The organism is Streptomyces sp. NPDC088254, assembly GCF_044740925.1.
Taxonomy (GTDB): domain Bacteria; phylum Actinomycetota; class Actinomycetes; order Streptomycetales; family Streptomycetaceae; genus Streptomyces.
In genome coordinates this window covers 282,609-303,799 of the sequence record NZ_JBIURQ010000014.1, presented here as the reverse complement: position 1 = coordinate 303,799, position 21,191 = coordinate 282,609, and the positions used below count along the sequence as shown (strand labels likewise).

Below are 21,191 nucleotides of genomic sequence, written 5' to 3'. Positions count from 1 at the left end.
AGATTAGAGCTAGTGGACTAGATTTTCCATATGCCTGAGCAGCCGCCCTATCTCCGCATCGCCGACGAACTCCGGCGGCGGATCGCGGAGCACGTGTGGGAGCCGGGAGACCGCCTGCCCTCCCGCGCCCAGATCGGCGAAGAGTGCGGCGTGGGCGAGAACGTGGTCCGCCGGGCTCAGGAGTTGCTGATCTCTCAAGGCGTGCTGGAAGGTCGTGCCGGATCAGGCACATATGTCGCCGAGCCGCGGCAGCGCGTGCGGGTGGTCCGTTCCTCGGCGCGCGAGCAGCCCGACGGCTCGCCGTTCCGTGCGGACATGAAGGCTGTCGGCAGGCAAGGGGACTGGGAGAGCCGGACCGACGCCAAGGTGCCAGCGCCGGCGGAGATCGCCGCGCGGCTGGGCATCGCCGAGGGTGAGTTGTGCGTCTGTACGACGTACGAGTTCCTGGCGGACGGCAGGCCCGTGCAGCTGTCGACGAGTTGGGAGCCGTACGACCTCACGGCCGGCACTCTCGTCGTCCTCCCCGAGGGAGGGCCCCATGCAGGGGCGGGCGTCGTGAACCGCATGGCCGCGATCGGCATCACCGTCGGCCACGCCGTGGAGCAGCCGGAGCCGCGGCAGGCGACCGCCGAGGAGGCATCACTCCTGGGCATCCAGAAGGCCGCGCTCGTCACGCACATCCGGCGGACGTACTACAGCGACCAGGGGCGGCCCGTGGAGACGGCGGACATCGTGGTGCCCGCCGCCCACTGCGAGATCGTCTACGAGATCCCGATCAACCATCCGTAACGGCCGGCCTGCGGGACTCGGAAAAGCAGGTCTGAGGGTGCCGCGCCTACTTTCAGCGTCGGATGTACCAGCCCGCCACCAGCACGATGAGGATGGCAACGACGAAGGCCCACACGGTCGTTGCTCCGTGGTATGAGCGGTAGGCAGTTAAAGCAAGCATGTTCAGGCGGATACCCCGGGCGTACGGCTTCAGCCGACACGCGTCGCCCGGCCCTCTGCCGAATGCGTGTCGAAGGCGCCGCGCGTCCGCGCTCGTCGCCCGAAGAGCGCCAGGTCAGAGGACCTGCCCCGGCGGTCGCACCAAGCGCCTTCTAAGCGCTTGGCCGCAGGTTCGAGTCCTGCCGGGGGCGCAAGTCTCCGCCCTCCTCACGGGAGGGCGTTTTTGCCGGCCGGAGCACGCGTCGCCGATGACACTTCCGCCGCACCGGATCCTCTCGGGCTGGCGGGACGCGCCGCTGGCTGGTTTGGCCTGGGCCCGGGCCGGGACGTGGTCCGTCAGGGTGGTGGGGCCGAGGTGGTGTACGCCGTCAGCGTTGCTGTGCCGTCGTGGTGGTGGAGGCGTAGGGCGGTCGTCCCGGTCGCGGCTAGCGTCGCTGTGGCCGGCAGGCGCCTCGACCCCGTCACGACGTCCACGTCGGCCATCGCCAGGGCTCGTGGTGCGGTCCGCCGGTCCGGCCAGGACAGGACCTTCGGGGGGAGCGGGGGCGCCGACACCTCCAGGCGGCGCAGCGGTACGGTCAGGCCCACGCCGAGGGCCTTCAGTACGGCCTCCTTGCGCGTCCACATCCGCAGGAAGGCCGACGCCCGCTCGGCGGGCGGGTGGGCGTTCAGGGCGGCGAGCTCGGCGTCGGTCAGCGCCACGGGCGCCACCGTGTCGACGTCGGGCGCTGCACCGCTCCCGGTCTCCTCGACGTCGAGCCCCACGTTCGCGCCACGCGCGACGGCCACGCCCACGACGTCACCGCTGTGCGTCACGGAGAAGTCGACGTCGGCGAACGGGGAGCCGCGTGGCGCCGCGAGCCGGGGCTTGCCGTGCGGGCCGCCGCAGCGCGGGCACACGCGGCGCAGCGGGAGCTCGGCCGGCGACACGCCGAGCAGCTCCCCCAGGGCGATACGGCTGAGGGCGCAGCCGAGCAGGAACCGGCCCTGGTCGTCGGCCCGGGCGATCGCCTCGTGCCGGGCGCGCTCGACGGGGTCGAGCAGCCCTGTGAGCGGGGCCGCCGCCCGGGCGTCCCGCAGGCTCGCCCACCACACCCCGACACTCACTTCACCGGGCACTCCGTCACCGCCGACCCGGCCCGCGCCTCTTCGTTCGGGAAAAGAACTCAGTGCACCGCGCGCAGCATGCGCGTCACGTTGATTTTCGTCGGGGAGAGGCCGAGTTCCACGCTCTGCATCATTCGCTCGCCGTTCAGGCGGCCGTAGGCGAGCAGGTCGACGTTGGCCAGGCTGAATTCCGGCCAGGTGTGAATACTCAGATGCGAGGCGGAAAGCAGCAGAATAGCGGTTACCGCACCGTTCGGGAAAACATGCGAGGCCTCTCCGAGAACCTGCGCGTTTCCCTTTTCGGCGGCCGTGCGCAACACTTTGAGGAGGCGCTGTTCGTCGGTGAGGATGCTGTGGTCGCTCACCCAGACGTCGACGGCGTACGAGCACAAATCGTCGACGTTTATGCCCTCGGTGGCGAGGTTGGCGGTGTCAGTCATGGGGGATCAGGGAAGGCGAACCGCCGCCCCCGTCTCCTTTCATATAGATCTGCGCTGGTCCGTGTGGCCTAAGCGGAAGGTCGCGAGGCCGATAACCGGCACTCGGCGTCGCCCAGCCTAGCATCCGGGGCGCTCCGCGGCTCGCGCGTAGTCGGTGTCATTGCCCGCCCGCTCCCCCCTCCCGCGCACGCTTCGAATTCTCGCGAATCGCCTTGCGGGGCAATATCCGATTTCATCTCGCAACATTTCCGTTCCCCTTCTCCTTTTCCTGTTCAATCGGCCGGTCGGAGAGGCTCGCGGGCAGCCCGTATACTCGATACATCTGGATTCCATACAGCCCGCCCGGAGCAGCATTGTGAAAAACGCGCCTCGACACCGTCGGAGTACGACCGTCGATCAAGTGCTCACGGAAGTCGCGGACGCCGTCAGGCTGCAGGAGGGCCCGCCCGGAGTGCGGTCCGTCCTGCGGGCCCTGCGCCGCCTGGCTCCCGCCTCCACGAAGGACATCAGCCGCGCGACCGGCCTGCCCGTGCCCATCGTGGCCGCCCTCGGCAACGAGCTGCGCCGCCGGGGCCTGCTGACCGAGCAACGCCCCTCGCGGCTCACCCCGGCCGGCCTCGACCTCGTCGCCCGGCTCGGGATGGACCTCACCCTCGACGCCACCTGCACCACCTGCGACGGCCGTGAACTGGTCGTCCCGGAGGTGCTGGACGAGGCGGTGCGGCGGCTGCGCGCGATCATGGAGACCGGGCCGGCCGCGGACATGGCGATCGACCAGTCCCACTGCACGCCCGAGACCAAGGTGCGCCGGGTGCTCGCGCTGCTCACGGCGGGCGCGCTGCCGGGCGGCTCGCTGCTGCTGATCGGCGACGACGACCTGATCTCCCTGGCCGTCGCCGTGGTGGGGGACGTCCTCGGCGGACCGATCGTCGAGCGGGTGACCGTCGTCGACATCTCCCCCGAGATCCTGGCCTACGTCCAGAAGGTGTCCGCCGGTCTCGGCACCCGCGTCGAGACCGTCGAGCACGACCTGCGCCGGCCGCTGCCCGCCGACCTGCACGGCGGTTTCGACGTGGCGATGACCGACCCGCCGTACACCCCGGAGGGCGCCCGGCTGTTCCTGTCGCGTGCGGTGGAGGGCCTGCGGCCCGGCCCCGCGCACAGTGTCTTCTTCTCCTTCGGCGGCAAGAGTCCCGACGAGATGCTGGAGGTCCAGCGGGAGATCATGGCGCTCGGCCTGGTCACCAACGGCTACATCCGCAACTTCAACGAGTACGAGGGCAGCGGCATCCTCGGCGGTGTCGGCTTCTTCCAGCACCTGCTCACCACCACCTCGACCGCCTCCCGTCAGGGCGACTACGGCGGCCCTCTCTACACCGGCGACAAGCGGACCCGGCAGCGCGAGTACACGTGCGTGGCCTGCGGCGCCGAGCTGCGCGTCGGGCCCGGCGCCCGCTGGACCTCCGTCGCCGCCCTGCGCGCCGACGGCTGCCCCCAGTGCGGCAAGGGCCCGTTCCGGCCGGGCCGACTGGTCTCGGTGGAGGAGGAGCCACCGGCATCGGACCCCACCGCGTCCCCGGCACCGGCCCCTACCGGACCCCCGGCGACTGCTCCCCCCGGGCAGCCCCGGGCCGAGGGCCCAGCCCCGGCCCAAGCCTCAGCCACCGCCCCGAGCCCCACCGCCACGCCCACACCCGCCTCCCACCGCCCCGCCTGGCACCCCCCCGCCCCCGAGGCCCGCGCCTCCCTCGCCGAGCGGGCGCAGCCCTACCTCACCCGTCAGGCCGACGAGCGCGACCTGCCCGCCATCGGCGAGTTCGAGGCCGAGATCGCCCGCGTCTCCTTCGGCGAGGACGCCGTCGACGACCCCGCCCGCTGGGCGTCCCGGCTGGGCCGGGCCATGGAGAAGTCGAAGGAGGGCATGATCGTCGCCCATCGGCCGGGTGAGCCGGCGGTCGGCTGGTGCTGGGTGAGCATCAACCAGAACGCGATGACCGGCGACCGTTACGCCAACTTCCGCTCCCTCGCCGTGGCCCCGCTCGACAACCGCGCCGACGTGGCCGAGCTGCTGCTCACCGCGGGCCTGGAGTTCTGCGTGGCGAACGGCATCACCGAGGTCGTCGGGCGTGTCCACGTCGGCAACGTCCCGATGCGCACCGTCTACCGCAAGTTCGGCTTCGACCCCGCCACCCTGACCATGAAGCTGCGTCTCGCGGAGGAGAGCGCCCGATGAGTAGGGCGAGCGGCTACGACCCCGACGCGATCAAGTGCGTCGTCTGGGACCTGGACGGCACCCTGTGGGACGAGATCGCGGTCGAGGCGCCCACCGACGAACTGCCCGTGCCCCGGCCCGGGATGCTCGCCGCCATCGACGCGCTGGCGGGCCACGGGGTGCTCAGCAGCCTCGCGAGCCGCAGCGCGCCCGCGGTCCTGGAGCGGCTGAACGCCGTACCGGAGCTGCGCCAGCGTTTCCTCGCGCCGCAGGTGTCCTGGCAGGACAAGAGCGAGTCCCTGCGCAGGATCGCCAAGGACCTGGGCATCGCGGTCGAGGCGCTCGTCCTCGTCGACGACTCCCCGTACGAGCGCGCCGAGGTGGAGGCGCTGCTGCCGGGCGTGCGCACCCTCGCACCCGAGGACGTGCCCGCCCTGCTGGCGGCGTTCGAGGGCCGGGAGGTCACCCCCGAGTCGCGGGAACGGGTGCGCCGTTACCGCACGGAGGAGACCCGCCGGGCGGAGGGCGAGCGTTTCCAGGGCACCCGGGAGGAGTTCCTGCGCTGGTGCGGGATGCGGCTGACCGTCGGCGTCGCCGGACCCGACGAGGTGCCCCGCGCGCTGGAGCTCGCCGCCCGCACCCACCGTCTCAACTCCTCGGGGCTCAGCCCGCGGCGGCTGAGCGGGCTGGCCTCCGAGGAGGGGCACGAGCTGTACACAGCCCGGATGGCCGACCGTTTCGGCGAGTACGGCATCATCGGCGCGGCCCTGGTGGACCGGACCGGCCCGGACCTCTGGTCGGTCCCGCTGCTCGCCCTGTCCTGCCGGGTCGCCGGGCGGGGCGCCGCCGCGGCCTTCCTGTTCTGGCTGATGGAGCGGGCGCGGGAGGCCGGCGCGCGGGAGTTCCGGGTCGTCCTGCGGCCGACCGACGCCAACCTGGAGATGCGGATGCTGCTCCGCCAGGCGGGCATGCGGCGCGTCGACGACGACCCGCACCCCGGGCAGACGTCGGCGGACGCCGTCGCCGTCCTCGGCCGCTCCCTGCACGGCGACCTCCCGCAGTCCCCCGCCTGGCTGCACGTCACCACCCGAACGCACCCGGAACCCGCCCCGGCCTCCCGAAAGGACACCCCAGCGTGACGGACGCCCACATCCCCTCCTCCATGGACCGGACGCCGGACCGGGCGACGGTGGACCGGGAACTCCGTTCGATGATCGCCGAGGCGGCCCGCCTCGACCCCGCCGCGGTCGACCGGCTCCCCGCCGACACCGAGCTGTTCGGGCCGCTGATCGGCCTCACCTCGCTCGCCGGCGTGACCCTGCTGGGCGCGGTCCACACCCGCTTCGGGGTGGACGTCGCCGCGCTGGACCTGAGCCTGGACAGCCTCCAGTCCATCGCCACGCTCACCGACTTCGTGACCGAGCACGTCAAGCACGGTTGACGGCGTCGGGCTCACCGCTGTTCGCAACGGGTGATCCGAGCGGCCGCGCCGTGACCTGCCCGGGCGCACGGCGTTGAACGGGGAGTGCGGCGGCACGTTCTGCTGTCGCGTGAACCGAGTGAGTTTAAGGAGAACGTGATGTCTCGCATCGCGAAGGCGGCCGCAGTCGCCCTTGGCACCGGCGCCATGGTGGCCGGCGGCGCCGGCCTGGCCATGGCGGACGCGGGCGCGCAAGCCGCGGCCGTGGGCTCGCCGGGCTTCCTGTCCGGCAACGTCGTCCAGGGTGTGCTCCACCTCCCGATCAACGCCTGCGGGAACACCGTCGGCGCCGGCGGACTGCTCAACCCGGCCTTCGGCAACACCTGCGCCAACGTCGACGGCCACGACTCGGACCGGGACAAGGACGACAGCGACAAGGGCCACCACCACGACAACGGCGGCCACGGCTACGGCAACTGACACCCCGTACCGCGCGCAGCACGCGACGGAGCCCCGGCACCTCGAGCGCCGGGGCTCCGCCCGTCTCCGCACCCGCCGACGGCGTACGACCGGAGGCCCGCCGGACACGGACCTGCCGACGGACGCCGACCGTCTCAGACGTACCGGTAGATCCGGCTCACGTCCTCCAGTCGGTCCGGGGTCACGTCCCACGGGGGCAGCTTCTCGTGCCGGGCGACGACCCGCCGGTACTGCTTGCTGCCCGACGCGGGCGGCTCCGCGGGCAGGTAGCGGTGCTCGCGGTGACGTCGCTGCCAGCGCGTCCAGAGCAGGTCGATGAAGGCGTGGTGCAGCCAGAAGACGGGGTCGTTGACGGAGGCGCCGCCCACCATCACCCCGCCGACCCAGCGGTGCACGCGGTTGTGGTTGCGCCAGGCGGCGCTGCCGCCGCCGCTCCCCCACCCCTCCAGTTTGTTGCGGAAGCCCCGGCGGGACGTGGAGTCCCACGGGGCGGTGTCGTAGACCGGGTCGGCCAGCGCCCAGTCCAGGTCGCTCTTCCTGGGCAGCTCGATCGGGTCGCGGGCGCGGCCCAGGTCCCGGGTGAGGAACCGCCGGTCGGTCACCCCGTCCTTGATGGTCCAGTTGCCCGTGGAGTACGCGAACGGCCCGGTCGTCACCTGGAGGTCGGAGCGCCGCCCGTTGCCGCCGAGCAGGTCGTCGGTCCAGGGCGCGGAGGTCGCGGAGCGGTCCCGGGTCCAGTCCCAGTAGGGGATGGTCACCGAGGAGTCGACCCGGCGCAGCGCCTTCTCCAGGTCCAGCAGGAACTGCCGGTGCCAGGGCAGGAACGAGGGCGCCATGTGGGCCGTCCGCAGACCGCCCTCGCCGTCGGAGACGTAGTACTCGATGTGCGTCCGCACGAACTCGTCGTACTCGCCGCGTCGTTTGACCTCCAGCAGCGCCTTGACGAAACGTCTGCGCTCGGCGGCGGTGAGCGCGCTGACGTTCTTACGGGTGTACGCCATGGTGTTCCCCCCTGTGGATGTGCCCTGCTGCGGTACCGGTGTCGCGGAGCTTCTCGCCGGGGCCCAGCTCGTCGACCGCGGCGCGGGCCGCCTCCAGCGGGGTGGCGTACGAGGCGTAGTGGTCGACCATGCTCAGCCAGGTGCCGTCGGCGCGGCGCATCAGGTGCAGCGGGCGGCCGTCGACGGTGACGCTCCAGCGCTCGCCGCCGACGGCGCGGCCCGACGACATGAGGACGCCCTGCAGGCGCCGGCCCCGGTAGGTCTCGTCGAAGGAGGCGTCCGTGTCCGGCCCGGGAAGGCCGGTTCCGGGGGCGGGCCGGGAGGCGGCGACCACGGGGGCGAGCGCGAGCGCCGCCGCCGCGCCGAGCAGCCCGCGCACCACGTCCCGCCGTGCTCTGCCGCGTGCCGCGGGTCCTGTCGCGCCCACCGGCGCTGCCGTCACGGGTACTCCGTCGACGCTGACCATGGCCTGCTCCTCGTCCGGTTCGGTTGTCCACAGCGCTAACCGGCCGACGGGCCGCGGGGTCACGTAGAACGGCTGCGGGCAGGGCCGGAGGAGGGACGCGGACACGGACAGGGCCCGGACGGAGGCCGTCCGGGCCCGCTCGGTCACGCGGACGGATCGGCGCGGCGGTTTCAGCTCCGCAGGCGGCGCGCGGGCAGGATGACGTGCGCCGCCGCCGTGAGGGTCTCCTCGGCGCCCGCGAACGCCGCCAGCGCCTCGGGCCCGATGTACGTGCCGGGGACGGCCTCGGGCCACGGGCGGGTGGTGACGACCAGGTAGGCGTAGCCGCGTGCTTCGGCGGCGGCGAGCCACTCGGCCGGGGGCACGCACTGCGCGGTGAGGCCCCCCAGGGTCAGGACGGCCGCGCCCGACTCCACCAGCAGGCTGACCGGCAGGCTGGGCTTGGCCATGCCGTCGACGAGGTCCCCGCCGACGGGCAGCTTGTTCTCGGTCAGCAGGTGCTCGATGGCGGCGGTGGAGGCTTCGGGGCCGTCGACGGCGTCCCCGAGGGAGTACGCGAGGAGGTAGGGCATGTCGCCGCCGTCGGGGGCCTCGCCGCTCCACGGGACGACGACGAGGGTGCCCAGGTCGGCGGCGCGGGGGACGCGGGTGGCGCTGGGGGTTGAGGTCATCGCGCGACCATATAGGCGCGACGGCATAGGGCCTGACGGGTTATCACCCGCGCGGAGGACGCCGGACGGGTGCTCCACACGAACGGGGGGACGCGTGCGGCACTCGGCTCGAACAGCGGCGAGGGCCGGTCCCGTACGCCGTCGTACGTCACGGGACCGGCCCTTCGGAAGCCTCCGGGCGGGCGGTCAGCCCTGCAGCGGCAGCCCGCCGAGGAGCGGGCTGCTGTTGAGGGCGCCGGTGGCCTCCTTGACGGCGTGGAGCGCGGAACCCTTGTTCTCGGTGTTGAGCGCGTTCGACTGGTGCTGCAGCGGCATCACGTCGACGGGGCCCTTGGTGAGCGTGTTCACGGCGCCGTTGAGGCTGGAGGGCGTGAGGTCGGCGGTGCTGTGGGCGAACGCCGGGGCGGCGGCGCCGGCGATCACCATCGACCCGGCAACGACAGCGGCAGCCTTCAGGGACTTCATCGGGTTCCTTTCTGCGGCGACTTCAGTCACCAGGAAGAATGTGACGCCCTGCCTAACGATCCCTGCGGCCTGCGGAAACCCCGTCCGGGTAAATTGCCCGCACTGTGAAGGGGGTGCGGGCAGGCGGGCGTCACCTGGCGGGCAGTCCCTCCGTCGGGCGCGCGGGTGGGACGGCCGGCAGGGACGGGGCCGCCGGGAGGGCGGACGGCGCAGGTGGCGCGGGCGGCGTGACCACGCCGGTGGCAGTGGTCCCTTCGGTGGGCGTGGTGGCCGGGTTCGCTTCGGTGGCGGCCTGAGGCTCCGCCGGGAAGGCGGGCGGCCCCACCGGGCCGGCCGCGGTCGGGGCGACGTGCCCGTCGTCGAGCAGGGTGGCCGTGACCAGGTCGAGCAGGCCGCTCACCACGTCCGTGGCCGCCGACACCACCTGAGCGACGTCACCACCGGTCACCACGGCGAGCAGCGCGTCGAGCGCCGCCCGCAGCTCGGCCAGCGCGTCGTCCCTGCCGGCGGCGGCCGTGTGCCGTGCCCCCGTCGTCGCCGCCGAGGGGTCGCCGCTCGGTGTGAGAGCGCGCCGCGCGTCGACGGGCGGCACGGCGGCGGGCCCGGCAGCCGGGCCGGGAACCGCGCCAGTGGCCGTCCCCGTCGCGGGTGTCGCCACATCGACGGACGACGCGTCGGCGGACGGCGTGCCGGCAGCCGCGCCCCCCGACGACGTCACGACGGAGGACGTCACCGCGCCGCCCCCGGAGACGACCGACGTGGACGTCGACGACGCCGATCCCGACGTGAATGTCGATGTCGTCGCCGACGTCGTCCCGTCGCTCACCACCGCGATCATGTCGAGCGCCTGCCGCACCGCGTCACTCAGTTGCTTGACCTGATCAGGTGTCATCGGGCGCTGCTCGGAGGGCAGTGCGGAGGTGAGCAGACCGGTGACCGGCGTGAGCACGGCCCCCAGCGAGCTCAGGCCGTCGAGCCGGCGGAGCAGCACGTCGACGCCGGGGGCGGCGGGCGCCGCGACGGTGGGCTCACGGGTCGTTTCCCCGTCCACCGCGAGGGCGGTGGGAGCGGCGATGCCGAGAACGAGGGTGGCGCAGAGCGTGCAGGACGCGATACGCCGTACGGGGGGCAGACCACGCATGAGGGGGTTCCTTTCGAAGTGCGTCGGGGCGCACCTCCACGGTGAGAGGGACGGTCACACTCCGCAACAGGTCGATCGCCGTTCGTGTCGACGGGGGCGGACCGGCAACGCGAACGGCCGCCCTTCCCGTGGGAAGGGCGGCCGCAGACGACCACGTCGAGGACGACCTCGATCGGGGTGACGTCAGTCGCTGTTGACGCAGGTGTTGCCGAACGCCGGGTTCAGCAGGCCGCCGGCGTCGATGGTGTTGCCGCAGAGGTTGAGCGGGACGTGGGGCGCAACCTGGATGACGTTGCCCGACAGCACACCCGGGGAGTGCTCGGCGACGGCGTTCGCGCCGCTGTCGGCGACGGCGATCCCTGAGGCGCCGGCGACGGCCGCGGCGGCAACGGAGGTCAGGGCCAGGCCCTTAGCGATACGCGACATGGAGAAGTGCTCCTTGGGGTTTCGATCACAACACCCGGGCGGGGATGCCCGACCCTCTGTCAACGCGTGACACGCCCTGGAGTTGTGCCGCCGTTGGAGTGAACCAAGAGAGGCACAGGCTTGACGATCGAACGTGTGTACGCGCTGCCGTTCGGGTGATTCGCCGCGCCCTTCCGGCCGCCGGCGCGTTAACGGACGTTTCCATTCCGGCGACAGCTCCGGCGAACCCCACGCTCAGCGCGCCGGGCCGTCCGCGGAGGCGCGCGTTCCGGCGCACGATCACCCCTCGGCACCCGATCGGCCCTGTTCGATACCGCGCGCGGGTTTCGAGAAAGGCGGTGACCAGCGGGCCTTCCAGCTCGTTTTTTCGCCCGTACCCCGGCGTCGGCCTGTGAGCGAGGAAACCGCGCGATGCACCAGCCAGAACCCGACTTCGCACCGCGGGTCCTGCACCTCACCCAACCAGTGGACGGCGGAGTCGCCCGTGTGGTGACGGATCTGGCGCGGGCTCAGCTCGCCGCCGGGATGAGCGTCACCGTCGCGTGTCCCGAGAGCGGCCTCGCCCGGGACCTGAGGTCCCTCGGCGTGGACGTACGGCGGTGGGAGGCGACGCGGGCGCCGGGCCCCTCACTCCCCGGCGAGGTCCGGCGGCTCGGGCGGATGCTGACGGCGGTACGGCCCGACCTGGTCCACGCGCACAGCGCCAAGGCCGGGCTGGCCGGGCGGCTGGCGGTGCGAGGGCGCGTCCCTACCGTGTTCCAGCCGCACGCCTGGTCCTTCGAGGCGGTCGGCGGCTCCACCGCCGCCCTCGCCCTGCGCTGGGAGCGGCTCGGGGCACGCTGGGCCCACCGACTGGTGTGCGTGAGCGAGGCGGAGCGTACGACGGGCCGGCGGGCGGGGATCGCCGGGCACTGGAGCGTCGTACCGAACGGCATCGATCTGGACCGCTTCCATCCGGCCCCGGTGGACACCGTGCGCGCCGCGTTGCTGCCGGACGCCGACCCGGCCGCGCCGCTGGTGGTGTGCGTGGGACGACTGTGCCGGCAGAAGGGGCAGGACGTGCTCCTGCGGGCGTGGGACGCCGTGCTGCGCCGGCTGCCCGGCGCCCGGCTCGCGCTGGTCGGCGACGGTCCGGACGGCGAGGAACTGCGCTCCCGCGCACCGGAGTCGGTGGTGTTCGCGGGCTCGGTGGCCGACGCCGTGCCCTGGTACCAGGCCGCCGATCTGGTCGTCCTGCCGTCCCGCTGGGAGGGCATGGCGCTGGCCCCGCTGGAGGCGCTGGCCTGCGGGCGGCCCGTGGTGGTGACCGACGTGGACGGCGCCCGGGAGAGCATGCCGTCCGCGCTCGCCCCCCGCTGCGTGGTCCCGCCCGACGACCCCGCGGCGCTGGCCGGGGCGGTCGTCCACCTGCTGCTCGACCCGCTGCTGCGCGAGTCCCTCGGCCACGAGGGGCGCCGCCACGTCGTCGACGCGCACGACGTACGGCGTACCGCGGCCGCGGTCTCGGACCTGTACCGCGAACTGCTCACCGTGTCACGGCCGTTCGCACCTCGCCGCACCGAACTCCCGTCCGCCTCGCACCCCGCCGCCGAACCCCATGGACCGGCCGGTCCCTCCGATCCGACCGGCCTCACCGACCACTCCCCGGCCACCGAGCCCTCCGAGCCGTCCGATCCCTGCGATTCCTCCGGTTCCTCCGATCCCTCCGGTCCTTCCCGAGCGCCGCACCCGTCTGAAGCGCCAGAACCGCCCGACCCCGCTGCGTCGGCCGACGTCCCGTCGACCGGCACCTCCGCCGAGCGCCCCACCGCCGCACCACCCACCACCGCGCGCCCCACCGCCGAGCCGCCCGCCGGGCGGTCCACCGACGACATCTCCAACGAGCGCAGGGAGTCAATCCACTCGTGACTGCGGAAAGCACCTTCTCCACGCCCGGAACGCAGCCAGGATTCTCACCCGTCGCGGTCATCCCGCGGCATGACGACCAAGCCGGATTCCGATTCCCTGTACGGCGGCCCCCGGCGCGGGCCGCCTCCCCTCTCCCCCTCCTGCTGGCCGACGGCCTCGGCGCGCTGGCGGGCGTACCGGTCCTGGCCGGGGCCGGACAGGAGCCGCTGCTGCTCGCCGCGCTGGTCGCGACCACGCTGCTGCTGCGCACGCACCGGCCGCGCCCCGTGCACGGGGTGCTGGACGAACTGCCGTCGGTGTGCGGCCGGATCGCGATGGCCTGGCTGACGCTCGCGGCGCTCGTCGCCGCGTCCACGCCGGCCCACGCGCTCTCCTGGCGCACCCTTCTCGTGGGGTCCGCCGTCCAGGCGCTGGTCTGCTGCGCCGGGCGGGCCCTCGTCCACCAGCGGCGCCGCCGGGCGATGGTGCGCCGGCCGCGCGCGGCGCTCGTCGTCGGCCCGGTGCCGACGGCGCGGCGCGTGGCCGAGGCCATACTGCGGCTGCCGCGGTACGGCATCGAACCCGTCGGCATCGTCGCCCGCCACCACCACGACGGCGCCGACGGGCTTCCCGTGCTGACCACCGGCCAGGAGGTGCAGCGGGCGCTCATCCAGAACGGCGTCCGCGACGTGCTGTGTGTGGACCCCGCGGTGCGCTCCACTCAGGGCCCGCTGCTGCGGGCGCTGGCCGAGTCGGGCTGCACGGTGTGGGAGCTCGACGCGGACAGCCCTTCGTACGCGAGCCGTGAGCAGCTCGCCGGGTTCTCCTGCCGTCGCCTCGACATGGGCGTCGGCTACCCGGACAGCCGTGCCAAGCGGCTGCTGGACATCGTCGTCTCCGGGACGCTGCTGCTCGCGATCAGCCCGCTGCTGCTGCTGTTCGCGCTGGTGCTGCGGCTGACCAGCGGGCCGGGCGTGGTGTTCCGGCAGGAGCGCGTCGGCAGGGGCGGGCGGCCGTTCACCCTGCTGAAGTTCCGCACCCACCGGCCGGCCGACGCACGTGAGTCGGCGACCCGCTGGAGCGTGGCGGGCGACCAGCAGATGAGCCGCTTCTGCCGCTTCCTGCGGCGGAGTTCGCTGGACGAGCTGCTCCAGCTGTGGAACGTCCTGTGCGGTGACATGAGCCTGGTCGGTCCGCGGCCGGAACGGCCCTACTTCGTACGGAAGTTCAGCCAGACCTATCCCGGATACGCCTCCCGGCACCGGATGCGGGTCGGCATCACCGGGCTCGCCCAGGTGCACGGACTGCGCGGTGACACCTCCATCGAGGACCGGGCCCGCTTCGACAACGCGTACATCGACAACTGGTCGCTGTGGCAGGACGTCTGCATCCTGCTGCGCACCGCGGCCGCCCTCGTGCGACCGACCGGGAGCTGAGCCGTCCGATGAGTCACGCCCTGCTGCCGCCGCGCCTGCGGAGCCTGTCGCCGGTGCTGCCCGTCGTCGCCGTGGTCGCCCTGCTCGCGCTGCCGGTCTCCCCCGGCGGTGAGGGCGGGGCCGGGCCGGCGGACGCGCTCTCCGCGCTCGTGGTGCTGTTCTGCGCGGTCCGGCTGCTGCGGCAGCGGCGGCGCCCCCTGTCCCGTACGGCGGCGGTGGTCCTCGGGCTGCCGGTGGCCGGGCTGGCGCTCGCCGCGATGGGCGCGGGCTCGGCGGGGGCGGGGGTCGCCGGCCTCGGCCGGTACCTCCAGGTCTTCGTGATCGTGCCCGCTGCCGTGCTGCTGCTGATCCGCGACCGGCCCGACTTCCGGCTGCTGGCCTGGTCGTTCGTGGGGCTGGCGGGGTGGCAGGGGACGGTCGGCGTGCACCAGTTCGTCACCGGCACCGGCGCCTCCTACCAGGGCGAGGACATCCGTGCGGTCGGTACCTTCGGCCCGCAGGACGTGATGGGCATGGCGACGGTGGTGTCCTTCGGGCTGGTCTGCGCGGTGGGGTTGTCAATCGGGCAGGGCACCGTGCGGCAGCGGACCGTCGCCGGTCTGTCCGCGCTCGCCCTGCTGGCGCCGCTCGCGCTGTCGTTCAGCCGGGGCGCCTGGATCGCGACCGCGGTGGCCTGCTCGGCGCAGCTGGTGCTGGCCGGGTTGCGGCGGGCGCTGAAGGCGGCCGCTGTGGCGGCGGCGCTGGGCGTGGTGCTGGTGGGCGGCTTCGGGGTCGGCTCGGCGATGCTCCAGGAGCGCGTCGGCAGCATCACGCAGGTCGCGGACGCCCCCGACCAGTCGGTCACCGACCGGTACACGATGTGGGCGGCGGCGCTCGGCATGTGGCGTGAACAGCCGGTGACCGGGGTGGGGTTGAAGGGCTTCCCCGAGCACCGGGACGCGCACGCCTCGCTGGCGCTGTCCGCCGGCAGCGACACCGCCGGCGCCGGGTCGGGCTTCGTCAGGCAGCCGCTGCTGTCCCCGCACAACATGTATCTGCTGGTCCTCGGCGAGCAGGGGCTCGTCGGGCTGCTCACCCTCGCCGGCAGCTGGCTGGCACTGCTGGGCTGCGCGCTGCACGGACTGTTCCGGGTGCGCCGGCTCGGCTCGCCCGGCCTCGACTGCGCGCTCGTCGCCTGCGGCCTGCTGATCTGGCAGCTGACCGACTTCCTGTACGCCGACATCGGCGGCCCCTCCACCGTGCTGACCGCGATCTGTCTGGGCCTCGCCGCCTGGTGGGCCCTGGCGGCGCCCGGCACCCCCGAGGAGGCGCCCTCCCGATGGCGGTGACCCCTCCCAGAACACCGGGCCCGCACCCCGGCGCGGCCGAAGCCGCCGGCTCCCCCGCCGGCGGCGCCACCGCGTTCACCGTCCGCGGCGGCCCGGACGGCGACGGCGAGCACTCCGGGCAGGAGGGCGCCGCGACCGCGGCCCCGACCGTGCGGGGTGGTTCGACGCCCCGCGTGGAAGACGTCCCACCGCCGGCCGGCATGACCGCGGCCTCGACCATGCCGGGTGGTTCGACGCCCCGCGTGGAAGACGCCCCACCGCCGGCCGGCCCGACCGCGGCCTCGACCATGCCGGGTGGTTCGACGCCCCGCGTGGAAGACGCCCCACCGCCGGCCGCCCGGGCCGACCCGCGCCCCGAGAAGCCGCCCGAGCCCGCCCCACCCACCGAGGACGGGGGGACCGATCCCGAACTCCCTCCGGCGTCTCGGCGTTTCCTCGCCAAGGCCGCTCTCGTCACCGCCGTGCTCTCCGTCGCCGGGGCGCTGCTCGGGCTGGTGCGGGACCAGGCGCTGGCGCGGCTGTTCGGGGCGGGGCGGGACACGGACGCGTTCCTCGTGGCGTGGACCGTGCCCGAGTTCGCGGCCACGCTGCTCATCGAGGACGGGTTGGCGTTCGCGCTGATCCCGGCGTTCAGCGTGGCGCTGGCCCGGCGGGCCGAGGGCGCGCCGGGCGACCCGGTGCGCGCCCTGGTCGCCGGGACGCTGCCCCGGCTGTCGCTCGCCTTCGTCGCCGTCGGCACCCTTCTCGTGGGTCTGGCGCCGCAGCTGGTCGAGTTGCTCGCCCCCGGCCTGCCCGACCCCGGGCTCGCCGTCGACTGCACCCGGCTCACGGCGACCTGCGCGGTGAGTTTCGGGCTCGCCGGGTACTGCAGCGCGGCCCTGCGCGCACACCGGCGGTTCGTGGCGCCCGCGGCGATCTACGTGGCGTACAACGTCGGCATCGTCACGGGGATGTTCGTCCTCGGCGGAAGCTGGGGGGTGCGGTCGGCGGCAGCCGGGGTGGCGGCCGGCGGGTTCCTGATGGTCGTCGTACAACTGCCATCGCTGATCAAGCAGTTGAGGAAGAGGGGCGCGTCAGGGCCCGCCGGTGGGGGCGGTGAGGAGCCGCGGGCGCTCGGCGGGGCCGTCGTGGCGACCGTGCTGCTGTTCGCGCTGTGCCGCCAGTCGCAGGTCCTGGTCGAGAGGTTCCTCGCCTCGCATCTGCCGTCCGGGGCGATCTCGCATCTCAACTACGCCCAGAAAGTGGCCCAGATGCCGATGATCCTGTCGGTGATGCTGTGCACGGTCACCTACCCGGTGGTCGCGCGGGCGTTGGCCGAGGGGGACGTCGAACGGGCCCGGGACCGGGTGGAGCGCGATCTGGCGCTGGCCGTCTGCGTGGTCCTGCTGGGCACGGCCGTGGTGGTGGCCTGCGCACCGCAGATCATCGAAGTCCTCTTCCAGCGGGGCGCGTTCACCGCGCGGGACACTGCGGCCACCGCCGCTGTGATGCGGGTGTACGCGCTCGGGCTGCTCGGCCAGACCATGGTCGGCGTGCTGGCCCGCTCGTACTTCTCGGCGGGCCGCGCCGCCTGGTACCCGTTCGGCGCGATGGCCGTCGGCATCGTCGTGACCGCCTGGTCCGGCGTGCTCGCCGTCGGCCCGTGGGGCGTGTACGGGATCGCCGCCGCCAACGCGGCCGGGATCACCGTCACCGCCCTGGTGCTGCTCGCCGGCGCGCCCGCCGCGCTGCCCGGGCTGCGCTCGGGGCGGCACGGCCTCCCGCGGTGTGTGCCGATCCGCGTCCGGCCCGTGCTGGGCGAGCTGAGCCGCCCGCTGCGGGCGGCGGCGCTCGCCACACCCGCCGGGGCGTTCACCGCGAGCCGGATCGACGGCGTGATACCCGCGCTCGCCGCCGGAACGCTCACCGTCACCGCCGTCTTCCTGCTGGTCGGTCGGGCCCTGAACGCCCAGGGCGTCGACACCGCACTCCGTTTCGTCCGTTCCGCGACCCGAAGGCTCCCGCATGTCCGTTCCCGCTGACACCGCCCGACGACCGGCCCCGGCTCCAGGACCGGCCCCGTGGGTGGCGATGTACCACTCCGTGGGCGACTGCTCCGACGACCCCTACCGCATCACGGTCACCCCCGAACGCCTCGACCGGCAGCTGGCCTGGCTGACCCGGCGGGGCCTGAGGGGCGTGTCCGTGCGCGAGCTGCTCGCCGCCCGCGCGCGCGGCGAGGGCCGCGACCTGGTCGGCCTCACCTTCGACGACGGATACGCCGACTTCCTCACCGGCGCCCTGCCCGTGCTGCGTCGCCATTCCTGCACGGCCACCCTGTTCGTGCTGCCCGGCCGGTACGGCGGCGACAACGCCTGGGATCCGCTGGGTCCTCGCAAGCCGCTGCTGACCGCCGACGGCATCCGGGAGGCCGCCGCCGAGGGCGTCGAGATCGGCTCGCACGGACTGGTCCACGTCGACCTGACGAAGGCCGACGACCCCACGCTGGCCTCGGAGACCGTGGAGAGCCGGATCGCGCTGGCCGAGCTGCTCGACGTCGACGTCGACGGCTTCTGCTACCCGTACGGCACCGTCGACCGGCGGGCCGTGGACGCCGTGCGCGAGGCGGGGTACGCGTACGCGTGCGCGATCGACCCGGGCCCGCTGAACGGCGTGCACGCCCTGCCCCGCGTGCACGTCGGCCAGAACGACACCTCCGCCCGGCTGTTCCTGAAGTACCGGCTGCACCGGCTGCGCCGGCGTCCCGTGGAGGGGCTGCGGTGAAGGCCCTGCACATCATCACGGGGCTGGGCGTCGGCGGAGCCGAGCAGCAACTGCGGCTGCTGCTGCGGCACTTGCCCGTCGCCTGTGACGTCGTGACGCTGACCAACCCGGGGGCGGTGGCCGACGGGCTGACCGCGGACGGCGTGCGCGTCGTCCACCTCGGCATGACCGGCAACCGCGACCTGGCCGCCCTGCCCCGCCTGGCCCGCCTCGTCCGCTCCGGCGGCTACGACCTCGTCCACACCCACCTGTACCGGGCCTGTCTGTACGGCCGTCTCGCGGCGCGGCTCGCGGGCGTGCGCGGCGTCGTCGCCACCGAACACTCCCTGGGCGACTCGCAGATGGAGGGCCGTCCGCTCACCCGGGGCGTCCGCGCGCTCTACCTCGCCGGGGAGCGCCTCGGCCACGCCACGGTCGCCGTCTCCCCCACGGTCGCCGACCGCCTGCACCGCTGGGGCGTCCCGCCGGCCCGCGTCGGCGTCGTCCCCAACGGCATCGACCTGGCCCGGTTCCGCTTCGACCCGGGCCGCCGCCACCGCACCCGGCGCCACCTCGGCCTGCCGGATCACGCCTACGTCGTCGGCTGCGTCGGCCGGCTCCACCCGGGCAAACGCTTCGACGTCGCCATCCGCGCACTCGCCGAACTTCCGCCCCACGTCCGTCTGTTGCTGGTCGGCGGCGGCCCCGAGGAGGGCGCGCTCCGCCGCACCGCGCACGAGTGCGGCGTCGCCGGCCGCGTCCTGTTCGCCGGCGAGCGTCCCTACGTCCCCGACGGCGGCCCCGGCCCCGACCTGACGTCTCTCGCCTGCGCGATGGACCTGCTCGCCGCCCCGTCGCCGGAGGAGGCGTTCGGCCTGGCGGTCGTCGAGGGCCTCGCGTCGGGGCTGCCCGTGGTGTACGCCTCGTGCCCCGCGCTGGAGGACCTGCCCGCGCGCAGCGCGCCCGACGCCCGACGCGTCGCCGGCGGGCAGCGGGCGTTCACGCGGGCGCTGGCCGAGGCGCACGCCCGGGGCCCGCGCCCGCGCACGGTCGCCGAGGCCGCCCGCCACTACGACATCACCCGCAGCGCCGCCCTCCTGATGGACGTGTACGCGGCCGCCCTGTCCCGCAAGCCCCTGCCGTCCCCGTCGTCCCCTTCTTCCCAGGGAGTCACTTCCGCATGACCGAGAACTCCGTCCGCCCGACCCGCCCGGCCGGCACCGCCACGCGCCGCTCCAGGGCGCTCCCGCCCTGGTCCCTGCTCGCCGTGGGCGCCCTCGCGGGCGGCCTGGCCGGCGGGGCGTACGGCGCCCTGAAGCCGCCCGTGTACACGGCCACCGCCTATGTCGTCGCCGTCCCCACCGCGAAGTCGGACCCGGCGTCCGCGCTGGGCTTCGCCCAGGCCTACGGCCGCGTCGCCACCCAGCTCGCGGTGCTCGGGGACGCCCAGGTGTGGGCGGGGGTGCCGGCACGGACGCTGCGCGACAGCGTGCAGACGGCGACCTCGCCGGACGCGCCGATGGTCGCGATCACCGCGACCTCCTCCCGCCCCGACCAGGCAGCCGACATGGCCAACGCGGTGTCCCGGGCGATGACCCGGCACGCGAAGGACTCCGTGGCCGCCACCAACGTCGAACTCCAGCAGTTCGCGCGCGCCGTCAAGCCGACCGAGCCGTCCTCGGCGTCCCCGACGGTGACCGCCCTGGTCGGGGCGAGCGCGGGCGGGCTGCTCGGCGGGCTGGCGCTGCTGGTGCGGCCCAAGCGGAAACGCGCGGACGACGTGGAAGCGGACCGGGAGGAGCCCGGCCGCCCGGCCGCGGTGCCCGGTCCCGCGCTCGCCGGCGACACCCGCGGAGCGCTGTGAAACCGGCGTACACGACACAGGTCGTCACCGACGAGAAGGCATTCGCGGCCCTCGCCCCCGCCTGGGGCGAGCTGTACGGGCGGTGCGCCGCGGCCACCCCCTTCCAGAGCCACGCCTGGCTGCACTCGTGGTGGCTGTCGTACGGCAGGCGCGGCCGGCTGCGGGTACTGGCCGTGCGCGACGCGGGCGGCGAACTCCTCGCCGTGGCCCCGCTGATGGCGGTGCGCCGCCCCCTGCCCACCCTCGTGCCGCTCGGCGGGGCGATCTCCGACTACGGGGACGTGCTGGTCGACGACGAGCGCGGCGAGACGGCCGTGGAGGCGCTCACCCAGGGGCTCTCGGCGGCCGCCCGGACGGCGCTGATCGACTTCCGCGAGGTGCGGCCGGGCGGCGCGGTGGAGCAGGTGTACGAGCGCTGGCGCGGTCCCCGGCGGCGGGTGAGCGACTCGGTGTGCCTGGAGCTGCCGGCCGTCGCGATGGACGAGCTGGTGGCCCGGCTGCCGTCGGCGAAGGCCCAGCAGCGGGTGCGGGCCAAGCTGCGCAAGCTGACCGCGCTCGGCGTCGAACGCCGGGTGGTGCGGGCCGACGGCGTCGAGCCGGCGATACGGCGTCTGCTGGACCTGCACCGGCTGCAGTGGCAGGGGCGCAAGGTGACGGGCGAGCACCTCCAGTCGCGGTTCCGCGAGCATCTGGTGCGCTCGGTCGGGCCGATGGTGCGCTCGGGGGACGCGGTGGTCACCGAGTTCCGTCTCGACGACGACGTGGTGGCCGTCGACCTGACCCTGCTGTCGCGCCGCCTGGCGGGTGGCTATCTCTACGGCGCGCACCCCCGGTTGCGCGAGTGCAAGGCGGACGTGGCGGTGATGCTGCTGGACGCGTGCGCCGAGCACACCCGCGGCGGCGGGCGCGGCACGCTGAGCCTGCTGCGCGGCAACGAGCCGTACAAGCACCACTGGCGTCCCGAACCGGTCGTCAACCAGCGGCTGTTGCTGGCCCGTCGGCGCACCGCCCCGCTGATCTCGGCGGTGACGGGTGATGTCGCGGCGCGGCGACGGGGCAAGGAGCTGCTGCGCCGCTGGGAGGAGCAGCGGGAGCAGCGCAGGCAGCGGGCGGAGAAGGGGCGTGACGGTGGCGGCGGGTCCTGACACGGGCCGGCC

The 21,191-nt window shown here is 74.1% G+C and carries 20 protein-coding genes, 1 tRNA gene and 1 pseudogene; 14 read left to right on the top strand and 8 right to left on the bottom strand.

Annotated features, from left to right (window positions below):
- The first annotated feature begins 30 nt into the window (after positions 1–30).
- Positions 31–789, top strand: coding sequence for a GntR family transcriptional regulator (locus tag ACIOC0_RS35550; protein WP_402160234.1), 759 nt, complete (start codon positions 31–33; stop codon positions 787–789).
- Between the two features lie 285 nt (positions 790–1,074).
- Positions 1,075–1,139 (top strand) — tRNA-Ser (locus tag ACIOC0_RS35545).
- Positions 1,140–1,284: 145 nt separating this feature from the next.
- Here ACIOC0_RS35545 and ACIOC0_RS35540 read toward each other — a convergent pair.
- Together ACIOC0_RS35540 and ACIOC0_RS35535 are read right to left on the bottom strand one after the other, a co-directional pair.
- Positions 1,285–2,055: a 4'-phosphopantetheinyl transferase family protein gene (locus ACIOC0_RS35540; protein ID WP_402160231.1), complete on the bottom strand. Its 771-nt coding sequence runs from the start codon at positions 2,053–2,055 to the stop codon at positions 1,285–1,287.
- A 59-nt stretch (positions 2,056–2,114) separates the two neighbouring features.
- A complete protein-coding gene (locus tag ACIOC0_RS35535; RefSeq protein WP_130436717.1) occupies positions 2,115–2,495 on the bottom strand; it encodes an S-adenosylmethionine decarboxylase family protein in 381 nt (126 codons plus the stop codon).
- 400 nt (positions 2,496–2,895) lie between these two features.
- Between ACIOC0_RS35535 and ACIOC0_RS35530 the strand changes: the two genes are divergently transcribed.
- From ACIOC0_RS35530 to ACIOC0_RS35515, 4 genes are all read left to right on the top strand, one after another.
- Positions 2,896–4,728, top strand: coding sequence for a GNAT family N-acetyltransferase (locus ACIOC0_RS35530; protein ID WP_402160228.1), 1,833 nt, complete (start codon positions 2,896–2,898; stop codon positions 4,726–4,728).
- Entirely contained in the window at positions 4,725–5,846 is a 1,122-nt protein-coding gene (locus ACIOC0_RS35525) for an HAD-IIIC family phosphatase (protein WP_402160225.1), read from the top strand. The genes ACIOC0_RS35530 and ACIOC0_RS35525 overlap by 4 nt, the downstream gene beginning before the upstream one ends.
- Entirely contained in the window at positions 5,843–6,148 is a 306-nt protein-coding gene (locus tag ACIOC0_RS35520; RefSeq protein ID WP_402160223.1) for an acyl carrier protein, read from the top strand. Before ACIOC0_RS35525 ends, ACIOC0_RS35520 begins: the two co-directional genes overlap by 4 nt.
- A gap of 138 nt (positions 6,149–6,286) precedes the next feature.
- Positions 6,287–6,607 (top strand): chaplin, encoded by a 321-nt coding sequence (locus ACIOC0_RS35515; RefSeq protein WP_130436714.1) that lies wholly within the window; start codon positions 6,287–6,289, stop codon positions 6,605–6,607.
- Between the two features lie 134 nt (positions 6,608–6,741).
- On the opposite strand, the gene ACIOC0_RS35510 is transcribed toward ACIOC0_RS35515, so the two are convergent.
- The 6 genes from ACIOC0_RS35510 to ACIOC0_RS35485 form a co-directional block, all read right to left on the bottom strand.
- Positions 6,742–7,608, bottom strand: a complete 867-nt coding sequence (locus ACIOC0_RS35510; protein WP_402160221.1) for a tyrosinase family protein — start codon at positions 7,606–7,608, stop codon at positions 6,742–6,744.
- Positions 7,592–8,074: a tyrosinase cofactor gene (locus tag ACIOC0_RS35505; protein WP_402160218.1), complete on the bottom strand. Its 483-nt coding sequence runs from the start codon at positions 8,072–8,074 to the stop codon at positions 7,592–7,594. The genes ACIOC0_RS35510 and ACIOC0_RS35505 overlap by 17 nt, the downstream gene beginning before the upstream one ends.
- A gap of 170 nt (positions 8,075–8,244) precedes the next feature.
- Positions 8,245–8,745, bottom strand: coding sequence for a DUF5949 family protein (locus ACIOC0_RS35500; RefSeq protein ID WP_402160215.1), 501 nt, complete (start codon positions 8,743–8,745; stop codon positions 8,245–8,247).
- Positions 8,746–8,931: 186 nt separating this feature from the next.
- On the bottom strand, positions 8,932–9,210 hold the full coding sequence (locus tag ACIOC0_RS35495) for a hypothetical protein (RefSeq protein ID WP_402160212.1): 279 nt from the start codon (positions 9,208–9,210) through the stop codon (positions 8,932–8,934).
- 130 nt (positions 9,211–9,340) lie between these two features.
- Positions 9,341–10,351, bottom strand: coding sequence for a hypothetical protein (locus ACIOC0_RS35490; protein ID WP_402160210.1), 1,011 nt, complete (start codon positions 10,349–10,351; stop codon positions 9,341–9,343).
- A gap of 183 nt (positions 10,352–10,534) precedes the next feature.
- Positions 10,535–10,777 carry a chaplin gene (locus ACIOC0_RS35485; protein WP_402160208.1) on the bottom strand — a complete coding sequence of 81 codons (243 nt, stop codon included), beginning with the start codon at positions 10,775–10,777 and terminating at the stop codon, positions 10,535–10,537.
- A 411-nt stretch (positions 10,778–11,188) separates the two neighbouring features.
- On the opposite strand from ACIOC0_RS35485, the pseudogene ACIOC0_RS35480 reads away from it, so the two are divergent.
- The 8 genes and pseudogenes from ACIOC0_RS35480 to ACIOC0_RS35445 all read left to right on the top strand — a co-directional run.
- Positions 11,189–12,304 (top strand): annotated as a pseudogene (locus tag ACIOC0_RS35480) (glycosyltransferase); the annotation flags it as partial.
- Positions 12,305–12,681: 377 nt separating this feature from the next.
- Positions 12,682–14,100 carry an exopolysaccharide biosynthesis polyprenyl glycosylphosphotransferase gene (locus ACIOC0_RS35475; protein WP_402160205.1) on the top strand — a complete coding sequence of 473 codons (1,419 nt, stop codon included), beginning with the start codon at positions 12,682–12,684 and terminating at the stop codon, positions 14,098–14,100.
- Positions 14,101–14,108: 8 nt separating this feature from the next.
- On the top strand, positions 14,109–15,428 hold the full coding sequence (locus ACIOC0_RS35470) for an O-antigen ligase family protein (RefSeq protein WP_402160203.1): 1,320 nt from the start codon (positions 14,109–14,111) through the stop codon (positions 15,426–15,428).
- A gap of 200 nt (positions 15,429–15,628) precedes the next feature.
- Positions 15,629–17,449, top strand: coding sequence for a murein biosynthesis integral membrane protein MurJ (murJ, locus tag ACIOC0_RS35465; protein ID WP_402160290.1), 1,821 nt, complete (start codon positions 15,629–15,631; stop codon positions 17,447–17,449).
- Positions 17,433–18,191, top strand: a complete 759-nt coding sequence (locus ACIOC0_RS35460; RefSeq protein WP_402160200.1) for a polysaccharide deacetylase family protein — start codon at positions 17,433–17,435, stop codon at positions 18,189–18,191. Before murJ ends, ACIOC0_RS35460 begins: the two co-directional genes overlap by 17 nt.
- Positions 18,188–19,354, top strand: coding sequence for a glycosyltransferase (locus tag ACIOC0_RS35455; RefSeq protein WP_402160198.1), 1,167 nt, complete (start codon positions 18,188–18,190; stop codon positions 19,352–19,354). The genes ACIOC0_RS35460 and ACIOC0_RS35455 overlap by 4 nt, the downstream gene beginning before the upstream one ends.
- Positions 19,351–20,034 (top strand): lipopolysaccharide biosynthesis protein, encoded by a 684-nt coding sequence (locus ACIOC0_RS35450; protein ID WP_402160195.1) that lies wholly within the window; start codon positions 19,351–19,353, stop codon positions 20,032–20,034. Before ACIOC0_RS35455 ends, ACIOC0_RS35450 begins: the two co-directional genes overlap by 4 nt.
- Entirely contained in the window at positions 20,031–21,179 is a 1,149-nt protein-coding gene (locus ACIOC0_RS35445; RefSeq protein ID WP_402160193.1) for a GNAT family N-acetyltransferase, read from the top strand. The genes ACIOC0_RS35450 and ACIOC0_RS35445 overlap by 4 nt, the downstream gene beginning before the upstream one ends.
- Positions 21,180–21,191 lie beyond the last annotated feature (12 nt).

Coding starts and splice junctions, on each gene's coding strand:
- ACIOC0_RS35550 (WP_402160234.1), top strand. CDS start 31: ATGCCTGAGCAGCCGCCCTATCTCCGCATCGCCGACGAACTCCGGCGG.
- ACIOC0_RS35535 (WP_130436717.1), bottom strand. CDS start 2,495: ATGACTGACACCGCCAACCTCGCCACCGAGGGCATAAACGTCGACGAT.
- ACIOC0_RS35525 (WP_402160225.1), top strand. CDS start 4,725: ATGAGTAGGGCGAGCGGCTACGACCCCGACGCGATCAAGTGCGTCGTC.
- ACIOC0_RS35515 (WP_130436714.1), top strand. CDS start 6,287: ATGTCTCGCATCGCGAAGGCGGCCGCAGTCGCCCTTGGCACCGGCGCC.
- ACIOC0_RS35510 (WP_402160221.1), bottom strand. CDS start 7,608: ATGGCGTACACCCGTAAGAACGTCAGCGCGCTCACCGCCGCCGAGCGC.
- ACIOC0_RS35505 (WP_402160218.1), bottom strand. CDS start 8,074: ATGGTCAGCGTCGACGGAGTACCCGTGACGGCAGCGCCGGTGGGCGCG.
- ACIOC0_RS35500 (WP_402160215.1), bottom strand. CDS start 8,745: ATGACCTCAACCCCCAGCGCCACCCGCGTCCCCCGCGCCGCCGACCTG.
- ACIOC0_RS35495 (WP_402160212.1), bottom strand. CDS start 9,210: ATGAAGTCCCTGAAGGCTGCCGCTGTCGTTGCCGGGTCGATGGTGATC.
- ACIOC0_RS35490 (WP_402160210.1), bottom strand. CDS start 10,351: ATGCGTGGTCTGCCCCCCGTACGGCGTATCGCGTCCTGCACGCTCTGC.
- ACIOC0_RS35485 (WP_402160208.1), bottom strand. CDS start 10,777: ATGTCGCGTATCGCTAAGGGCCTGGCCCTGACCTCCGTTGCCGCCGCG.
- ACIOC0_RS35470 (WP_402160203.1), top strand. CDS start 14,109: ATGAGTCACGCCCTGCTGCCGCCGCGCCTGCGGAGCCTGTCGCCGGTG.
- murJ (WP_402160290.1), top strand. CDS start 15,629: ATGACCGCGGCCTCGACCATGCCGGGTGGTTCGACGCCCCGCGTGGAA.
- ACIOC0_RS35460 (WP_402160200.1), top strand. CDS start 17,433: ATGTCCGTTCCCGCTGACACCGCCCGACGACCGGCCCCGGCTCCAGGA.
- ACIOC0_RS35450 (WP_402160195.1), top strand. CDS start 19,351: ATGACCGAGAACTCCGTCCGCCCGACCCGCCCGGCCGGCACCGCCACG.